The organism is Yersinia enterocolitica subsp. enterocolitica (genome assembly GCF_901472495.1).
In the GTDB taxonomy this organism is placed as follows: domain Bacteria; phylum Pseudomonadota; class Gammaproteobacteria; order Enterobacterales; family Enterobacteriaceae; genus Yersinia; species Yersinia enterocolitica.
In genome coordinates, this window is the sequence record NZ_LR590469.1 from 3489728 (window position 1) to 3507324 (window position 17597).

Below are 17597 nucleotides of genomic sequence, written 5' to 3' on the forward strand. Positions count from 1 at the left end.
GCATAACGCCCTGAGGGATCCCCACAAAATCACCATTAATAAACTAGCACCATATTTCGGTAGACTCTGGCAAGGTGATTAAGTGCACTATTCAGTGCTATTCGTCGCAATATTAGCGGAGAGTGTCTTAAGACATTCTCTGCTAACGTCAGATAAGATATGACCCGCCTCGACTTCACACTGTTAGCCTGATACCTCACATGTAATCCTTTATTTTCAAAATGATACCCCATTAACCACATCACAATTGTACTTAACGTTACTAACAGGCTCAGGACCTGCATTCGCTCCGTTGTTCTGCTGCGGCTTGCACGCAAACCAAATCCAAAGCGCTCACTTTTTTCATCACGGAAATTTTGCTCTATTTGCATTCTTCTGCTGTATATTTTCATGACTTCACGGGGCCTGAAGTCGTCGCTACTGGTAAACAGTAGCCAGGGTGTTTTGGCTGATGAGCGGCCGTCACGCTCTTGTTTGTAGCGTTTTATCCTGCCACAGGAACGTCTGTTTTTTCTACCTTTAGGGGCTTTCTTATAAAGATAAAAATGGCCTTCGCAGCGGGCATATTGAGTACGTGACAACGTACCCGGCCCCAAATATTCGGGCTGGCTTCTGGCCTGAAGTTCCTGTGGTTTGTACCAGATATCACCCTCCCGATGCAGTCGAAGTCGTGTATATCCCCTTATTCTTCCGACAAAATCCCAGCCTAATGATTTTATATGTTTGAACCAGGCATTTTGGAAACCTGCATCGGTAACAATAATAACTCTGGCATCGGGATTAACGGCTCGGGCAAGTGCATTTAAAAATGTTTTATGAATTTGTTCGCTCTGCTGTTCAGCCGACGGAACAATCTGACTTAACAAAGGAATGGAGCGGCCATCACAAATTAAACTGGCCCGGAGAATGTGGTATTCATGCGAGTGATATCCACTCCAGTCAACAGCAACCACGCACAGAGATAATTTCCGGGTCAGCATAGCTATAATATTATTGAAAATCAGTGGAATATCACGATGAAGAGACTCATTTCCCAGCAAACGGTCCACGCGTTTAATTTTGTTTTTAACCTGAGCCTGACCCGGTAAGAAACGGCCGATACTGGTTAGAGTGAGTGAAGCTCCATTGATTAAAGCAACAGTGGCATCCATCAGGGCGCTTTGCCGGTATTTATGAAATGGTGCTAAGGCATTCTGGAAAAAATTTTGGCATACTTTACGAACAAGCATAGCGGTGATCTCATTGAATTGGTGGAGCAATCAGTAGATCACATCACGCTATGCCTGTCTTGTTTTCTGGGGATTCTTCAGGGCATAACGCCCGGTTTAAACAGTTGGAAAAGGTTATTCACCTGGGCAGCGCAGGCAACGTTCGGCCTCGTCAGTACCCAGTTTCAATTTAGACTGCAAATCACGCAATGCTGTACGCAAACCTTCTTCAATCACGGGGTGATAGAACGGCATATCCAGCATCTGGTTGATGGTCATTTGCTGTTGATGTGCCCAAGCCAATAGATGGGCAATATGCTCGGCACTTGGCCCCATCATCTCGGCACCCAGGAAACGACCTGTTCCCTGTTCGCCATAAACCCGCAAGATACCTTTGTTTTTCAGCATGACCCGTGAGCGGCCTTGATTCTCAAAAGAGACTTCGCCGATTTCAAAGCAACCGCATGCACTGAATTTTTGCGATAATTCGCGGAACGTAGAACCTACCATCGCGATTTGTGGGTCAGAGAACACCACGGAGATTGGGCTACGGCGCAAACCCGGAATCACTTCAGGGAACCCACCGGCGTTTACTCCCGCGATACGAGCCTGATCACTGGCTTCATGCAGTAAGGGTAATTGGTTGCTGGCATCACCGGCAATAAAGATATGCGGCACGCTAGTCTGCATTGTCAGCCGGTCAGCTGGCGGAACACCACGATCGTCAAGCACCAGTGAGGTATTTTCCAAACTGAGTTTATCGACATTCGGCCGGCGACCTGTGGCAGCTAAAACATAATCCACCATGATTTCTTGTGGTAAACCGGCGTCATCCAGATAGCGGATAAAGACTTTATCCCCTTCGCGCTGCATCACTTCAACTTTCACATCTGGGTTGAGATAGAACTCTTCACCCAAGGTTTTTGCTGCGTAATTGCGCACAATACTGTCTGTCAGCGGGCCGACACCACCACCCACGCCGAACATTTTGACTTGAACACCAAGTCGATGCAGTGCCTGGCCAAGTTCCAGCCCAATAACGCCGGGGCCGAAAACAGCGACTGATTCGGGTAAATCGTCCCAGTTGAATACGTCGTCGTTGACGATAAGCCGATCACCCAGCTCATTCCAGGCGGCAGGCCAGCTTGGGCGAGAACCAGTGGCAATGACAATGCGCTGCGCAACAATACGAGTGTGATCATCAACTTGTAGTGTATTGTCATCAATAAAACGGGCATAGCCCTGAATTTTGTCATTAGCCGGAATGTTATCGACACCTTCCAGTACAAAACCCACAAAGCGGTCGCGCTCGCGTTTTACGCGATCCATAACTTCGCGGCCATTAATCAGAATGTCACCTTGTGGGTGAATACCAAAACCGGGAGCTTTTTCAATCTGATGCACAGCTTCAGCCGCCGCAATCAGCAGTTTGGATGGCATGCAACCGACGCGGGCACAGGTGGTACCGTATTTGCCACCTTCAATCATTACTACATTGGGGGTCGCCAGTTTGGCTGCGCGATAAGCGCCAAGCCCGGCAGTGCCGCCGCCAATCACGGCGACATCAACGTTTAAGGTTTTCATGTCTGCTCCATAACAGGAAAAAAGGGTAGGCCGAAGCCTACCAAGCATACCCTTCGTATTTGAAGTCGCAGGGTTGTTAGCTACGTTTCCGCATCCGAATCACTTACTTGAGTAAGCTCATCGGGATGAGTTCACTTGCTGCCTACCTGCAACTCCAATGACTTTGGGTATTAACTATATCTTCATTCTATTAATATTATTAAGCAGATAAGTAATTTTCTAAATCATCACTACCACCAATGTGGCGGCCACCGATAAACACTTGTGGCACTGTCCCACGGCCAGTAACAGCGCGCAGACTGACGGTGGTGGCATCTTTACCCAGTACGATTTCTTCATACTGAATACCGCGATCTTGCAGCATCTGTTTGGCTTTGGCGCAGAATGGGCAGCCCGGTTTGGTAAAGACAGAAACCGATTCTTGCACTTTAAAATCAGGGGCCAGATACTTCAGCATGGTGTCAGCGTCAGACACTTCAAACGGGTCGCCTGGTTTGTTTGGCTCGACAAACATTTTCTCAACCACGCCGTTACGTACCAGCATGGAATAACGCCATGAACGCGGCCCGAAGCCCAGATCCGCTTTCTCAACCAGCATATTCATACCTTTGGTGAATTCGCCGTTACCATCAGGAATGAAAGTGATATTTTCTGCATGTTGATCGGCTTTCCAGGCATTCATCACGAAAGTATCATTGACCGACACACACAGAATGCTATCAACACCGTGCTGTTTAAACACACCAGCCAGTTCGTTATAACGCGGCAGATGGCTGGAAGAACAAGTCGGGGTAAAGGCACCCGGTAGTGAAAATACGATGACGGTTTTATTGTTAAATAACTCATCGGTAGTTACATCAACCCACTGGTCGCCCTGACGGGTATGGAAAGTGACTTGTGGGACTTTTTTACCTTCTTGGCTAGTAAACATCTGTAACTCCTTAATTAGAAAATAAAATATTTAAATTTTTCTAGGTATCTCTTCGTTGGGACACATTATTCATTTTATCACTTGATAGTTCTAATCACTGGTTGCTATCTTATCTATCGTTAATGGCTATCATAAAGCGGAGCACCGATGAATATTCGTGATTTAGAATACCTAGTGGCGCTGGCTGAGTTCAGGCATTTCCGGCGCGCAGCCGACTCTTGTCATGTCAGTCAACCCACATTAAGTGGCCAGATTCGTAAACTGGAAGATGAACTGGGCGTGATGTTGTTAGAGCGCACCAGTCGTAAGGTGCTGTTTACACAGGCAGGGTTATTGCTGGTGGAACAAGCCAGAACAGTATTGCGAGAAGTGAAAGTGCTCAAAGAGATGGCCAGTTTGCAGGGTGAGAGTATGTCTGGCCCACTGCATATTGGGCTTATTCCTACTGTTGGGCCGTATCTGTTGCCGCAAATCATTCCAATGTTGCATCAAACATTCCCAAAACTGGAAATGTATCTGCACGAAGCGCAAACCCAAAACCTTCTGGCGCAGTTGGATAGCGGTAAACTCGATTGTGCCATTCTGGCTCTGGTTAAAGAGACCGAAGCTTTTATTGAAGTTCCGCTCTTTGATGAGCCGATGCAATTGGCGATTTATGCTGATCACCCGTGGGCGGATCGTGACAAAGTGCAGATGCATGAGCTGGCGGGTGAGAAATTACTGATGCTGGAAGATGGTCACTGTTTGCGTGATCAGGCGATGGGTTTTTGCTTCCAGGCGGGCGCTGATGAAGACACACATTTCCGCGCTACCAGCTTGGAAACTCTGCGTAATATGGTTGCAGCAGGTAGTGGAATTACACTATTGCCATCACTGGCGGTACCGAATGAAAGAAAGCGTGATGGTGTTTGTTATCTGGAATGCTACAAGCCAGTACCAAAGCGCACCATTGCGTTAGTGTATCGCCCCGGCTCCCCATTGCGTGGCCGCTATGAGCAACTTGCCGAGGCAATACGTGAACACATGCAACCGCGCATGAATTCAGATGTTATCAACCAAAAACTAGAACAGGCGGTTTAATCCATTGAGTGCTGCCACTCGGTAGGCTTCTGCCATAGTTGGATAGTTGAAGGTAGTATTAACGAAGTATTCGATAGTATTGCCTTCTCCTTTTTGCTCCATGATGGCCTGCCCGATGTGGATAATTTCAGCCGCACGTTCACCAAAGCAATGAATACCGAGGATCTGCTTGGTTTCCCGATGGAACAGAATTTTTAAACTGCCGGTATCCATGCCAACGATTTGCGCCCGTGCGAGATGTTTAAATTGCGCGCGACCCACCTCGTAAGGGACTTTCATCGCCGTCAAATCTTGTTCTGTTTTACCCACCGAACTGATTTCCGGAATAGTATAAATTCCGGTTGGAATATCTTCGATCAGGTGAGTATTCGCTTCGCCTTTGATCATCGCTTGTGCTGCAATTCGCCCTTGGTCATAAGCCGCAGAGGCCAGACTTGGGTAGCCAATCACATCCCCAACCGCATACACATGGGAAAGCGCGGTCTGATACATGCTGTTGACCTTCAACAAGCCACGGCTATCCGCTTCCAGCCCAATCTTTTCCAGGCCTAAGCCACTGGTATTACCGGTGCGTCCATTGGCATACAGCAAACAATCCGCTTTGACCTTTTTGCCTGATTTCAGATGGACAATAACTCCGTCAACGGTGCCCTCAATCTGCTCAAATTCTTCGTTATGGCGGATAACCACGCCGTTATTCCAGAAGTGATAAGAGAGGGCATCTGACATTTCCTGATCGAGGAATGCTAGCAGACGGTCGCGGGTATTGATTAAATCAACTTTGACACTCAAGCCACGGAAAATTGAAGCGTATTCACAGCCAATAACCCCGGCGCCATAGATAATGACGTGTTGGGGCTCATGGCTGAGTTGTAAAATGGTATCGCTGTCGTAAATGCGTTCGTGGGTAAAATCAACATTTGCTGGGCGATAGGGGCGTGAACCAGTCGCAATCACGATGTTATCGGCTCGCAGTGTATCGTTAGTACCATCGGCATAACGCACGTTTATGGTATTGGCATCAATAAAACTGGCATCACCGGAGAACATTTGGCAGTGATTGCGATCATAAAAGCCTTGGCGCATGCGGGTCTGCTGGTTAATAACACGGTCAGCATGGTTTAAAATATCAGAGAAAGAGGAACTGATGGTTCGGGCATTGTCGCTGTAAAGTGGGTTTTGGTTGAACTCGATAATACGGCTAACGGCGTGGCGCAAAGCTTTGGAAGGGATGGTGCCCCAATGGGTGCAACCCCCGCCCACATTATTATACCGCTCAATCACGGCAACGCGGGCACCTTGCTTGACCAACCCCATAGCGGCACCTTCACCGCCAGGACCCGAGCCAATAACAATGGCATCAAAATGGAAGTGCTGTTGCATGTAGGAGAGACCTATTATTATACAAAATTACAACGCTACATTAACATCATCCTAAGTATAACCCAATAAACAATGGGTAAATCACCGTGATGTGTGCTGTAAAGCGGCAATTCCGTATGGTGATGATACGTTTGTATAACGGTTGTTACTATAAAGTTTGGTATATTGCTGACTATATGTCTTAGATTGAGAAATTGGATATCCCTTGGGTACGATTATGGGCGTCAGAGCACAACAAAAAGAGCGGACTCGTCGTTCCCTTATCGAAGCGGCGTTCAGCCAACTGAGTGCTGAGCGGAGTTTTGCCAGCCTGAGTTTGCGGGAGGTCTCCCGTGAGGCGGGCATTGCACCGACTTCTTTTTATCGGCATTTCCGTGATGTAGATGAACTTGGGCTGACAATGGTCGACGAAAGCGGCCTGATGTTGCGCCAACTTATGCGGCAAGCTCGTCAACGGATTGCCAAGGGCGGCAGTGTTATCCGCACCTCAGTATCTACATTTATGGAATTTATCGGTAATAACCCTAATGCATTCCGCTTATTGTTGCGGGAGCGGTCTGGGACGTCCGCGGCCTTCCGTGCGGCGGTTGCGCGTGAAATTCAGCATTTTATTGCCGAGCTGGCCGATTATCTTGAGCTGGAAAATCATATGCCGCGCAGTTTCACCGAAGCACAAGCTGAGGCCATGGTCACAATTGTCTTCAGTGCGGGTGCAGAAGTCCTGGACGTAGATGCTGAACAGCGGCGACAGTTAGAAGAACGACTGGTTTTACAACTGCGGATGATCTCCAAGGGTGCTTATTATTGGTATCGGCGCGAGCAGGAAAAGCTCGCTGTGTCCCGCGCTTAATAAGGTAAGGAAAACAATGGAACAATCTTGCTCTAAAAAACAATCTTCCTCGGAAAAACAATCTTGCTCTCAACAACAAGTTTATTCTGAAAAACAACCTCACCGTGAAACCGGCACCCTGCTGCTGGCTTTGATTACGGGTTTGGCAATAAACGGTTCATTTAACGCGTTATTCAGCAGATTTGTTCCTTTTTCAGTCTTTCCTCTGCTGACATTAATCCTGGCGGTTTATTGTTTGCATCAGCGCTATCTCAATTTTGCCATGCCACAAGGCCTGCCAGTACTGGCTGGTGCGTGTTTCTTACTTGGCATTTTATTGTATAGCGCGATTGTGCGGGTTGAGCATCCGGCGATTGGTTCTAACTTTGTTCCTTCGATTTTGAGTGTGGTGTTGGTGTTCTGGATCTTATTCAAACTGAAAGCACGTAAATCAGCGCAGACAGACATCAATGCTGATACCGACACAGATATAGATAACCAGCAGCCGCAATAGCTTTTCTGTTCATTTATTGCACCAATAGAAAGGGCAACACCGCGTTGCCCTTTTTTTGTCTCGATTCCTGCTGTTTGTCAGTCTCGTTTTTCCAGTAAAACTCCACATTCCATATGATGGGTGTAAGGGAACTGATCAAATAGCGCTAATCGGCTGATTTTATGTGTGTATTGCAATTGCTCAAGGTTGGCACACAGGGTTTCTGGATTACAGGAGATATAAAGGATGCGTGGGTAGGCCTGTACCAATTTGACGGTTTCATCATCCAACCCACTGCGCGGTGGATCGACAAAAATGGTCTCGCAGTTGTAACTAGTTAAATCAATACCCTTCAGGCGGTTAAACTCACGTACACCTTGCATGGCCTGGGTAAACTCCTCCGCTGACATCCGGATAATTTGGACATTATCGATATGATTGGCCGCGATGTTGTATTGCGCCGCCGCGACTGACGGTTTGGCAATTTCAGTTGCCAATACCCGATCAAAATTACGCGCCAACGCCAGTGAGAAATTACCGTTGCCGCAGTACAGCTCTAATAAATCGCCGCTGGCATGTTGGGTGACATCAATCGCCCATTCCAACATATGAATATTCACCGCCGCATTAGGTTGGGTGAAACTATTCTCAACCTGACGATAGATCATGTCGCGCCCGGCGACTGGCAACACTTCGTCGATATAGTCGTGATCCAGCATGATTTTGGTTTTTGACGCTCGACCAATCAGTTGCAGGTCAAAGCCTTGCTCGCGCAATTGATCTCGCAGTTCCCGCGCTTTTTGCTGCCACTCTTCATCTAATGGACGGTGATACAACAAAGTGGCGAGCAGCTTGCCACTTAGGGTAGATAAGTAATCAATCTGGAACAGCTTGCGCCGCAAAATCGGCTCGGCTCTGATGGCCGTCATCAGTGCGCTCATCAAACGATTAATTAACAGACTGGCCACAGGGAATTGCTCAACCCGAATTCGCAGCTTGGTCTGTTGGTCAAACATGATGTGGTACAGGTCATCTTCATCATGCCAAACGCGGAACTCGGCTCTCATGCGGTAATGTTCTGCTGGAGAACGGAATATTTCCGCAGCGGGCGCCTGAAACGGCGACATCATCGCCTGAAGACGGGCAGATTTTTCCGCCAATTGGTGCTCGTAGCCGTCAGTCGGCAGGATGTCAGGAGTCATGTTTCTTCTCGTCTGGACATAATAAAAGAGGAGTATTGCTGCGGATTGTAGGGAAAGTGGCTCTGATGTCCAGTTTTGTTGTATTTATTCCTTGTAACAATAATGGAAGTCTAGACATCTATTTTACTTGATCGTAGCATTGCGGTCCGGCCTCAAGTTGTTACTTAAACACCTAAGAGTTAAAAGGGAATCCGGTGTAAATCCGGAGCTGACGCGCAGCGGTAAGGGGAAGTCACGGCGATAGGTTTCAACCAGACACTGTCCGTAAGGATGGGAAGTCATCGCCCGCTCTGTTTTATTCATAGTCAGATAACAGAGATCCCAAGCCCGAAAACCTGCCGGTATACGTCGCAATATTCGTGGTCGTCGCGTACTACCGGCCATGGCTCTGCGGCATCCGCTATTTGAGTTTGGATGCTTTCTTAATGACCACTAAAAATACAATCACAATAAAAAAATATACGCTGCTCACGGCTCTCTCTGTGACAGCATTCTCTGGATGGGCGCAAGGCAACATCGCAACCGGTAATAAAGATGAAATGGTAGTTACCGCCAGCCGTTTCAAACAACCCGTTTCGACCGTATTGGCTCCTGCCGATGTGGTCACGCGCGATGATATCGACCGCTGGCAGGCGAAAAGTCTTAATGAAGTGATGCGCCGCTTTCCCGGGGTTGATATTGCACAATTCGGCGGAGTAGGTCAGGGCTCTTCTATGTATATCCGTGGCACCGAAGCCCGCCATGTCCTGATATTGATTGATGGCATTCCCCTCGCACGTACCGGTATTGTTAACAGCGTTAACCTCGATCAAATCCCTATTTCCTTAGTGCAGCGGGTTGAATATATCCGTGGGCCGCGCTCTGCTGTTTATGGTTCTGGTGCGATTGGTGGCGTCATTAACGTGATTACGCAGACAGACCAGGAAGGCGCGCAAATTAATGCTGGGATCGGCTCTAAAGGCTATCAGCAATATGATGGCAGTGTTCGCCAGCGCTTTGGCGATACCTTGGCCACGTTAGCGGGCGGCTATCAAACCAGCAACGGATATAACATCAAACCTGACTCACCGAACCCAATCGATAACGACCGCGATGGTTTCCGCAATAAAAACTTCTGGGCAGGGTTGGAGCATCAATTCAGCCAAGAGATATCTGGTTTTATCAGAGGTTATGGTTATACCAACAATTCTGATTACGATATTGGCAGTTTGTCGTCCCCGGCTTATAGCGGCGATGAAGAGCGGCTCTATAACCACACTTATGATGCGGGGCTACGTTATGCTTCGGGTGCCTACTCTTCACAATTAATCGGCAGCTATCAGAAATATAAAGACTACAACTTTAGTAGCCAATATGGCCGCTATGGTGTGGCTACCACGCTGGATAATATGGATCAGCGCAATGTGCAATGGGGCAATACTTATAGCTTTGAAAGTGGAACATTGAGCGCGGGCCTTGACTGGCAGCAACAGCGTTTGACCTCATCTAGTCAGACCATCTCTGATACTTATAAGCGGGATAACACCGGTTTATACCTTAGCGGACAGCAGAAAATCGGCAATGTGACATTAGAAGCTTCTGGCCGTGGCGATAAGGATGAGCAATTTGGCTGGCATGAAACATGGCAAACCGCGGCGGGCTGGGAGTTCGTTCCTGACTATCGCGTGACCCTCTCTTATGGCACTGGCTTCCTGGCCCCGTCTCTGGGGCAGCAATATGGTTCGCAGCGCTTTGACATCATATCCAACAGTGACCTTAAACCGGAAGAATCCCGCCAATGGGAAGCCGGTTTAGAAGGGGTGACCGGGCCACTTGACTGGCGTTTGTCTGCTTATCACAACAAAATTGAAAACCTGATTGATTACTCTTTTGATAATTCAATATTCAAAGGGCATTACTACAATGTCAATTCCGCGACCATAAAAGGTGTGGAATGGACGGGTAATCTCACTACCGGCATATTTACACACGGAGTCACGCTGCAATACATTGACCCGCGTAATGATCTGAATAATGAGGTATTAGCTCGCCGTTCTAAACAACAGGCGAAGTATCAGTTAGATTGGACGATGTTTAACCTTGATATTGATATCTCTTATCAGTATTACGGTAAACGTTATGACAATAGCACCTCAGCTTATAGCTCGACTCAGCGTGAATTGTCGAGTTACAGCACAGTAGACGTTTCAGCGGGCTATCCGGTTACTTCTCATCTAACAGTTCGTGGTAGAATTGCCAACCTGTTTGATAAAGAATACGAAACGGCTTATGGCTATAAAACCGCTGGACGAGAGTATTACCTCACGGGAAGCTATAACTTCTAAGGCTGATACTGCTCCTCGCCCGACAGCGCTGATTTTTGACTCAGGTGTTGGCGGGCTGTCTGTCTATCAGGAGATTCGGCAATTGCTGCCGGATCTCCACTATATATATGCTTTCGACAACGTCGCGTTCCCTTATGGGGAGAAGTCCGGCGAATTTATTGTTGAGCGCGTATTGGAAATTGTCACCGCAGTACAACAGCGCCACCCGCTAGCTATCGTGGTTATCGCCTGTAACACGGCCAGTACGGTCTCCCTTCCTGCTTTACGTGAACGTTTTACCTTCCCGGTTGTGGGGGTGGTTCCGGCCATCAAACCTGCGGTACGGCTCACACGTAATGGTGTTGTCGGCCTGTTGGCCACTCGTGGCACAGTTCATGCTTCTTATACCCAGGATTTGATCGAGCGCTTTGCGACAGACTGCAAAATTGAGTTACTGGGATCATCTGAGCTGGTGGAGTTGGCGGAAACCAAGTTACATGGTGGTGTTGTTCCGAAGGAAGCATTAAAGAAAATCCTTCATCCGTGGCTCGCCATGCGTGAACCGCCAGATACCATCGTTTTAGGTTGCACCCATTTTCCTCTATTAACTGAAGAGTTAGCGCAAGTGTTGCCAGAAGGCACCCGCATGGTCGATTCCGGCGCTGCAATTGCTCGCCGTACTGCCTGGCTTATCTCTTCTCAAGAAAATGTGATTTCTTCCGATGAAGAAAACATCGCGTATTGCATGGCACTGAATGCGGATACTGACGCTTTATTGCCCGTTTTGCAGGGTTATGGCTTTCCATCGCTGGAAAAACTGCCAATTTAACGGCGTTTTGACTAAAGAATCAGCGGTTGAGATTTTTTTTGAAATTAGGGGTTGCAGGCTGTCAGGAACTCCCTATAATGCGCCTCCACTGACCGGGAACAACGAAACAGACTTCGCCGGGTCAGGAAGAGAAATGATTGAGTTTGACTTCGAAAGAAACCAAATAAACTCTTGACTCTTCAGCGGGAAAGCGTATTATCTGCCTCCCGCGTTACCGTAAGATTCGCCGCAAGGCAAACGGGTAACGAACGCTCTTTAACAATTTATCAGACAATCTGTGTGGGCACTCGCAAGACGATATCGAAGCCTGTTTCGGCAGGCAGAAGCAATATCAAAGTCTTGAAGAGTGACCAAAGCAGTACACATTTGAACTTCGGTTCGAATGCATATTTGCAGAAAGTAATCTTTGAGCATCGCTATGTTAACTCATAGCAAATCAAACAAATCTTAAATTGAAGAGTTTGATCATGGCTCAGATTGAACGCTGGCGGCAGGCCTAACACATGCAAGTCGAGCGGCAGCGGGAAGTAGTTTACTACTTTGCCGGCGAGCGGCGGACGGGTGAGTAATGTCTGGGAAACTGCCTGATGGAGGGGGATAACTACTGGAAACGGTAGCTAATACCGCATAACGTCTTCGGACCAAAGTGGGGGACCTTAGGGCCTCACGCCATCGGATGTGCCCAGATGGGATTAGCTAGTAGGTGGGGTAATGGCTCACCTAGGCGACGATCCCTAGCTGGTCTGAGAGGATGACCAGCCACACTGGAACTGAGACACGGTCCAGACTCCTACGGGAGGCAGCAGTGGGGAATATTGCACAATGGGCGCAAGCCTGATGCAGCCATGCCGCGTGTGTGAAGAAGGCCTTCGGGTTGTAAAGCACTTTCAGCGAGGAGGAAGGCCAATAACTTAATACGTTGTTGGATTGACGTTACTCGCAGAAGAAGCACCGGCTAACTCCGTGCCAGCAGCCGCGGTAATACGGAGGGTGCAAGCGTTAATCGGAATTACTGGGCGTAAAGCGCACGCAGGCGGTTTGTTAAGTCAGATGTGAAATCCCCGCGCTTAACGTGGGAACTGCATTTGAAACTGGCAAGCTAGAGTCTTGTAGAGGGGGGTAGAATTCCAGGTGTAGCGGTGAAATGCGTAGAGATCTGGAGGAATACCGGTGGCGAAGGCGGCCCCCTGGACAAAGACTGACGCTCAGGTGCGAAAGCGTGGGGAGCAAACAGGATTAGATACCCTGGTAGTCCACGCTGTAAACGATGTCGACTTGGAGGTTGTGCCCTTGAGGCGTGGCTTCCGGAGCTAACGCGTTAAGTCGACCGCCTGGGGAGTACGGCCGCAAGGTTAAAACTCAAATGAATTGACGGGGGCCCGCACAAGCGGTGGAGCATGTGGTTTAATTCGATGCAACGCGAAGAACCTTACCTACTCTTGACATCCACGGAATTTAGCAGAGATGCTTTAGTGCCTTCGGGAACCGTGAGACAGGTGCTGCATGGCTGTCGTCAGCTCGTGTTGTGAAATGTTGGGTTAAGTCCCGCAACGAGCGCAACCCTTATCCTTTGTTGCCAGCACGTAATGGTGGGAACTCAAAGGAGACTGCCGGTGATAAACCGGAGGAAGGTGGGGATGACGTCAAGTCATCATGGCCCTTACGAGTAGGGCTACACACGTGCTACAATGGCAGATACAAAGTGAAGCGAACTCGCGAGAGCAAGCGGACCACATAAAGTCTGTCGTAGTCCGGATTGGAGTCTGCAACTCGACTCCATGAAGTCGGAATCGCTAGTAATCGTAGATCAGAATGCTACGGTGAATACGTTCCCGGGCCTTGTACACACCGCCCGTCACACCATGGGAGTGGGTTGCAAAAGAAGTAGGTAGCTTAACCTTCGGGAGGGCGCTTACCACTTTGTGATTCATGACTGGGGTGAAGTCGTAACAAGGTAACCGTAGGGGAACCTGCGGTTGGATCACCTCCTTACCTCAGATACGCATTGCGTAGTGTCCACACAGATTGTCTGATAGAAAGTAACGAGCAAATAAGGCCGGGCTGAGAGATTAGTCGGGCTTTAGTACCTTGTTGGGTCTGTAGCTCAGGTGGTTAGAGCGCACCCCTGATAAGGGTGAGGTCGGTGGTTCAAGTCCACTCAGACCCACCAACTCATCCTCATACTGTGTGACAGACACACTCGTTTATACCCATAAACGTCGCGTGACTGCGCCTGGTCTGAGAATGAGTTATGCCGATAAGGTATTTTGCTTTTTATATGGGGCTATAGCTCAGCTGGGAGAGCGCCTGCCTTGCACGCAGGAGGTCAGCGGTTCGATCCCGCTTAGCTCCACCATATAAAGAAACTATTTCAAAATGTACTGCGGTCGCAAGACACAGTGTGTTGTGAAATATTGCTCTTTAACAATCTGGAACAAGCTGAAAATTGAAACAATACAGCTGAAACTTATCTCTCCGTAGAAGTACTGAGATAAGGATTAACCTGTATTAGAGTCTCTCAAATAATTGCAATGCCAATGTGTTTGTCATTGTTGCAGTGTGAGCGAGAAGATACTCAGCAAGGCGTACAGCGCACAGCAACCGGAGTGAACGCTACGTTCATGAGGATTGCGCGCACTGCACAACGACGCAGAGTGTGTTCGTAGCCACACCAATAAAGAAGAAACATCTTTGGGTTGTGAGGTTAAGCGACTAAGCGTACACGGTGGATGCCTAGGCAGTCAGAGGCGATGAAGGGCGTGCTAATCTGCGAAAAGCGTCGGTAAGGTGATATGAACCGTTATAACCGACGATACCCGAATGGGGAAACCCAGTGCAATTCGTTGCACTATTGCATGGTGAATACATAGCCATGCAAGGCGAACCGGGGGAACTGAAACATCTAAGTACCCCGAGGAAAAGAAATCAACCGAGATTCCCCCAGTAGCGGCGAGCGAACGGGGAGGAGCCCAGAACCTGAATCAGCATATGTGTTAGTGGAAGCGTCTGGAAAGTCGCACGGTACAGGGTGATAGTCCCGTACACAAAAATGCATACGTTGTGAGTTCGATGAGTAGGGCGGGACACGTGACATCCTGTCTGAATATGGGGGGACCATCCTCCAAGGCTAAATACTCCTGACTGACCGATAGTGAACCAGTACCGTGAGGGAAAGGCGAAAAGAACCCCGGCGAGGGGAGTGAAATAGAACCTGAAACCGTGTACGTACAAGCAGTGGGAGCACCTTCGTGGTGTGACTGCGTACCTTTTGTATAATGGGTCAGCGACTTATATTTTGTAGCAAGGTTAACCGAATAGGGGAGCCGTAGGGAAACCGAGTCTTAACTGGGCGAATAGTTGCAAGGTATAGACCCGAAACCCGGTGATCTAGCCATGGGCAGGTTGAAGGTTGGGTAACACTAACTGGAGGACCGAACCGACTAATGTTGAAAAATTAGCGGATGACTTGTGGCTGGGGGTGAAAGGCCAATCAAACCGGGAGATAGCTGGTTCTCCCCGAAAGCTATTTAGGTAGCGCCTCGTGAACTCATCTTCGGGGGTAGAGCACTGTTTCGGCTAGGGGGTCATCCCGACTTACCAAACCGATGCAAACTCCGAATACCGAAGAATGTTATCACGGGAGACACACGGCGGGTGCTAACGTCCGTCGTGAAGAGGGAAACAACCCAGACCGCCAGCTAAGGTCCCAAAGTCATGGTTAAGTGGGAAACGATGTGGGAAGGCACAGACAGCCAGGATGTTGGCTTAGAAGCAGCCATCATTTAAAGAAAGCGTAATAGCTCACTGGTCGAGTCGGCCTGCGCGGAAGATGTAACGGGGCTAAACCATGCACCGAAGCTGCGGCAGCGAACGTATCACCCAAGACAATTCACGGCAGTGGATAATGATTGACGGAGCGCAGCGACGTCAATGCGTCCAATAAAGTCGAGTTGGCTTAGGGATACGTTCGTTGGGTAGGGGAGCGTTCTGTAAGCCGTTGAAGGTGACCTGTGAGGGTTGCTGGAGGTATCAGAAGTGCGAATGCTGACATAAGTAACGATAATGCGGGTGAAAAACCCGCACGCCGGAAGACCAAGGGTTCCTGTCCAACGTTAATCGGGGCAGGGTGAGTCGACCCCTAAGGCGAGGCTGAAAAGCGTAGTCGATGGGAAACAGGTTAATATTCCTGTACTTGGTGTTACTGCGAAGGGGGGACGGAGAAGGCTAGGCTAGCCGGGCGACGGTTGTCCCGGTTTAAGCATGTAGGCGGAGTGACTTGGTAAATCCGGTTGCTTATCAACGCTGAGGTGTGATGACGAGCCACTACGGTGGTGAAGTAGTTGATGCCAAGCTTCCAGGAAAAGCCTCTAAGCATCAGGTAACATTAAATCGTACCCCAAACCGACACAGGTGGTCAGGTAGAGAATACTCAGGCGCTTGAGAGAACTCGGGTGAAGGAACTAGGCAAAATGGTGCCGTAACTTCGGGAGAAGGCACGCTGGCATTAGGTAAAGGGACTTGCTCCCGGCGCCGAAGCCAGTCGCAGATACCAGCTGGCTGCAACTGTTTAATAAAAACACAGCACTGTGCAAACACGAAAGTGGACGTATACGGTGTGACGCCTGCCCGGTGCTGGAAGGTTAATTGATGGGGTCAGCCGCAAGGCGAAGCTCTTGATCGAAGCCCCAGTAAACGGCGGCCGTAACTATAACGGTCCTAAGGTAGCGAAATTCCTTGTCGGGTAAGTTCCGACCTGCACGAATGGCGTAATGATGGCCAGGCTGTCTCCACCCGAGACTCAGTGAAATTGAACTCGCTGTGAAGATGCAGTGTACCCGCGGCAAGACGGAAAGACCCCGTGAACCTTTACTATAGCTTGACACTGAACATTGAGCCTTGATGTGTAGGATAGGTGGGAGGCATCGAAGTGTGGACGCCAGTCTGCATGGAGCCAACCTTGAAATACCACCCTTTAATGTTTGATGTTCTAACTCGGCCCCATAATCTGGGGTGAGGACAGTGTCTGGTGGGTAGTTTGACTGGGGCGGTCTCCTCCCAAAGAGTAACGGAGGAGCACGAAGGTTAGCTAATCACGGTCGGACATCGTGAGGTTAGTGCAAAGGCATAAGCTAGCTTGACTGCGAGAGTGACGGCTCGAGCAGGTACGAAAGTAGGTCTTAGTGATCCGGTGGTTCTGAATGGAAGGGCCATCGCTCAACGGATAAAAGGTACTCCGGGGATAACAGGCTGATACCGCCCAAGAGTTCATATCGACGGCGGTGTTTGGCACCTCGATGTCGGCTCATCACATCCTGGGGCTGAAGTAGGTCCCAAGGGTATGGCTGTTCGCCATTTAAAGTGGTACGCGAGCTGGGTTTAGAACGTCGTGAGACAGTTCGGTCCCTATCTGCCGTGGGCGTTGGAAGATTGAGAGGGGCTGCTCCTAGTACGAGAGGACCGGAGTGGACGAATCACTGGTGTTCGGGTTGTCATGCCAATGGCATTGCCCGGTAGCTAAATTCGGAAGAGATAACCGCTGAAAGCATCTAAGCGGGAAACTTGCCTCGAGATGAGTCTTCCCTGGGGCTTTAAGCCCCCTGAAGGAACGTTAAAGACTATGACGTTGATAGGCTGGGTGTGTAAGTGCAGCGATGCATTGAGCTAACCAGTACTAATGATCCGTGAGGCTTAACCTTACAACACCAAAGGTGTTTTGTATTTGAGAGATAGATATTGATTTTCAGCGAATGTTCCG

10 protein-coding genes, 2 tRNA genes, 2 rRNA genes and 1 riboswitch are annotated in these 17597 nt (G+C 49.0%); of the genes, 9 read left to right on the forward strand and 5 right to left on the reverse strand.

What is annotated here, in order from left to right; all coding sequences use genetic code 11:
* Window positions 1–35: 35 nt before the first annotated feature.
* The 3 genes from FGL26_RS16580 to FGL26_RS16590 all read right to left on the reverse strand — a co-directional run bounded on the left by FGL26_RS16580 (window position 36) and on the right by FGL26_RS16590 (window position 3723).
* Window positions 36–1229, reverse strand: coding sequence for an IS4 family transposase (locus FGL26_RS16580; protein WP_032908371.1), 1194 nt, complete (start codon window positions 1227–1229; stop codon window positions 36–38).
* A gap of 114 nt (window positions 1230–1343) precedes the next feature.
* Window positions 1344–2792, reverse strand: a complete 1449-nt coding sequence (locus FGL26_RS16585; RefSeq protein WP_005176064.1) for a dihydrolipoyl dehydrogenase — start codon at window positions 2790–2792, stop codon at window positions 1344–1346.
* A gap of 199 nt (window positions 2793–2991) precedes the next feature.
* Complete coding sequence (locus FGL26_RS16590; RefSeq protein ID WP_005176062.1) at window positions 2992–3723, reverse strand: glutathione peroxidase; 732 nt, start codon at window positions 3721–3723, stop codon at window positions 2992–2994.
* Between the two features lie 147 nt (window positions 3724–3870).
* Here FGL26_RS16590 and oxyR point away from each other — a divergent pair, with 147 nt between their 5' ends.
* Entirely contained in the window at window positions 3871–4803 is a 933-nt protein-coding gene (gene oxyR, locus FGL26_RS16595; RefSeq protein ID WP_005176059.1) for a DNA-binding transcriptional regulator OxyR, read from the forward strand.
* Here the strand turns inward: oxyR and sthA are convergent.
* Entirely contained in the window at window positions 4786–6186 is a 1401-nt protein-coding gene (sthA, locus tag FGL26_RS16600; protein WP_005176056.1) for a Si-specific NAD(P)(+) transhydrogenase, read from the reverse strand. The genes oxyR and sthA overlap by 18 nt on opposite strands.
* Window positions 6187–6403: 217 nt before the next feature.
* Here sthA and fabR point away from each other — a divergent pair, with 217 nt between their 5' ends.
* Together fabR and FGL26_RS16610 are read left to right on the forward strand one after the other, a co-directional pair.
* On the forward strand, window positions 6404–7036 hold the full coding sequence (fabR, locus tag FGL26_RS16605) for an HTH-type transcriptional repressor FabR (protein ID WP_005163800.1): 633 nt from the start codon (window positions 6404–6406) through the stop codon (window positions 7034–7036).
* Between the two features lie 16 nt (window positions 7037–7052).
* The gene (locus tag FGL26_RS16610) at window positions 7053–7529 is read left to right on the forward strand and encodes a YijD family membrane protein (protein WP_005176053.1); all 477 of its coding nucleotides are present in this window, start codon (window positions 7053–7055) and stop codon (window positions 7527–7529) included.
* A gap of 77 nt (window positions 7530–7606) precedes the next feature.
* Here FGL26_RS16610 and trmA read toward each other — a convergent pair whose 3' ends face one another.
* Window positions 7607–8710, reverse strand: coding sequence for a tRNA (uridine(54)-C5)-methyltransferase TrmA (gene trmA / locus FGL26_RS16615; protein ID WP_005176050.1), 1104 nt, complete (start codon window positions 8708–8710; stop codon window positions 7607–7609).
* A 130-nt stretch (window positions 8711–8840) separates the two neighbouring features.
* Window positions 8841–9067, forward strand: a riboswitch (cobalamin riboswitch).
* A 68-nt stretch (window positions 9068–9135) separates the two neighbouring features.
* Here trmA and btuB point away from each other — a divergent pair.
* From btuB to FGL26_RS16650, 6 genes are all read left to right on the forward strand, one after another.
* The gene (gene btuB, locus FGL26_RS16620; protein WP_005176047.1) at window positions 9136–11034 is read left to right on the forward strand and encodes a TonB-dependent vitamin B12 receptor BtuB; all 1899 of its coding nucleotides are present in this window, start codon (window positions 9136–9138) and stop codon (window positions 11032–11034) included.
* A complete protein-coding gene (gene murI / locus FGL26_RS16625) occupies window positions 10979–11842 on the forward strand; it encodes a glutamate racemase (protein WP_005176045.1) in 864 nt (287 codons plus the stop codon). The genes btuB and murI overlap by 56 nt, the downstream gene beginning before the upstream one ends.
* 449 nt (window positions 11843–12291) lie before the next feature.
* Window positions 12292–13834, forward strand: a 16S ribosomal RNA gene (locus FGL26_RS16635).
* Window positions 13835–13935: 101 nt separating this feature from the next.
* A tRNA-Ile gene (locus tag FGL26_RS16640) sits at window positions 13936–14012 on the forward strand.
* A gap of 110 nt (window positions 14013–14122) precedes the next feature.
* A tRNA-Ala gene (locus FGL26_RS16645) sits at window positions 14123–14198 on the forward strand.
* Between the two features lie 346 nt (window positions 14199–14544).
* Window positions 14545–17538, forward strand: a 23S ribosomal RNA gene (locus FGL26_RS16650).
* The 16S and 23S rRNA genes sit together here with 2 tRNA genes alongside, the layout of an rRNA operon.
* The last annotated feature ends 59 nt before the right edge of the window (window positions 17539–17597 follow it).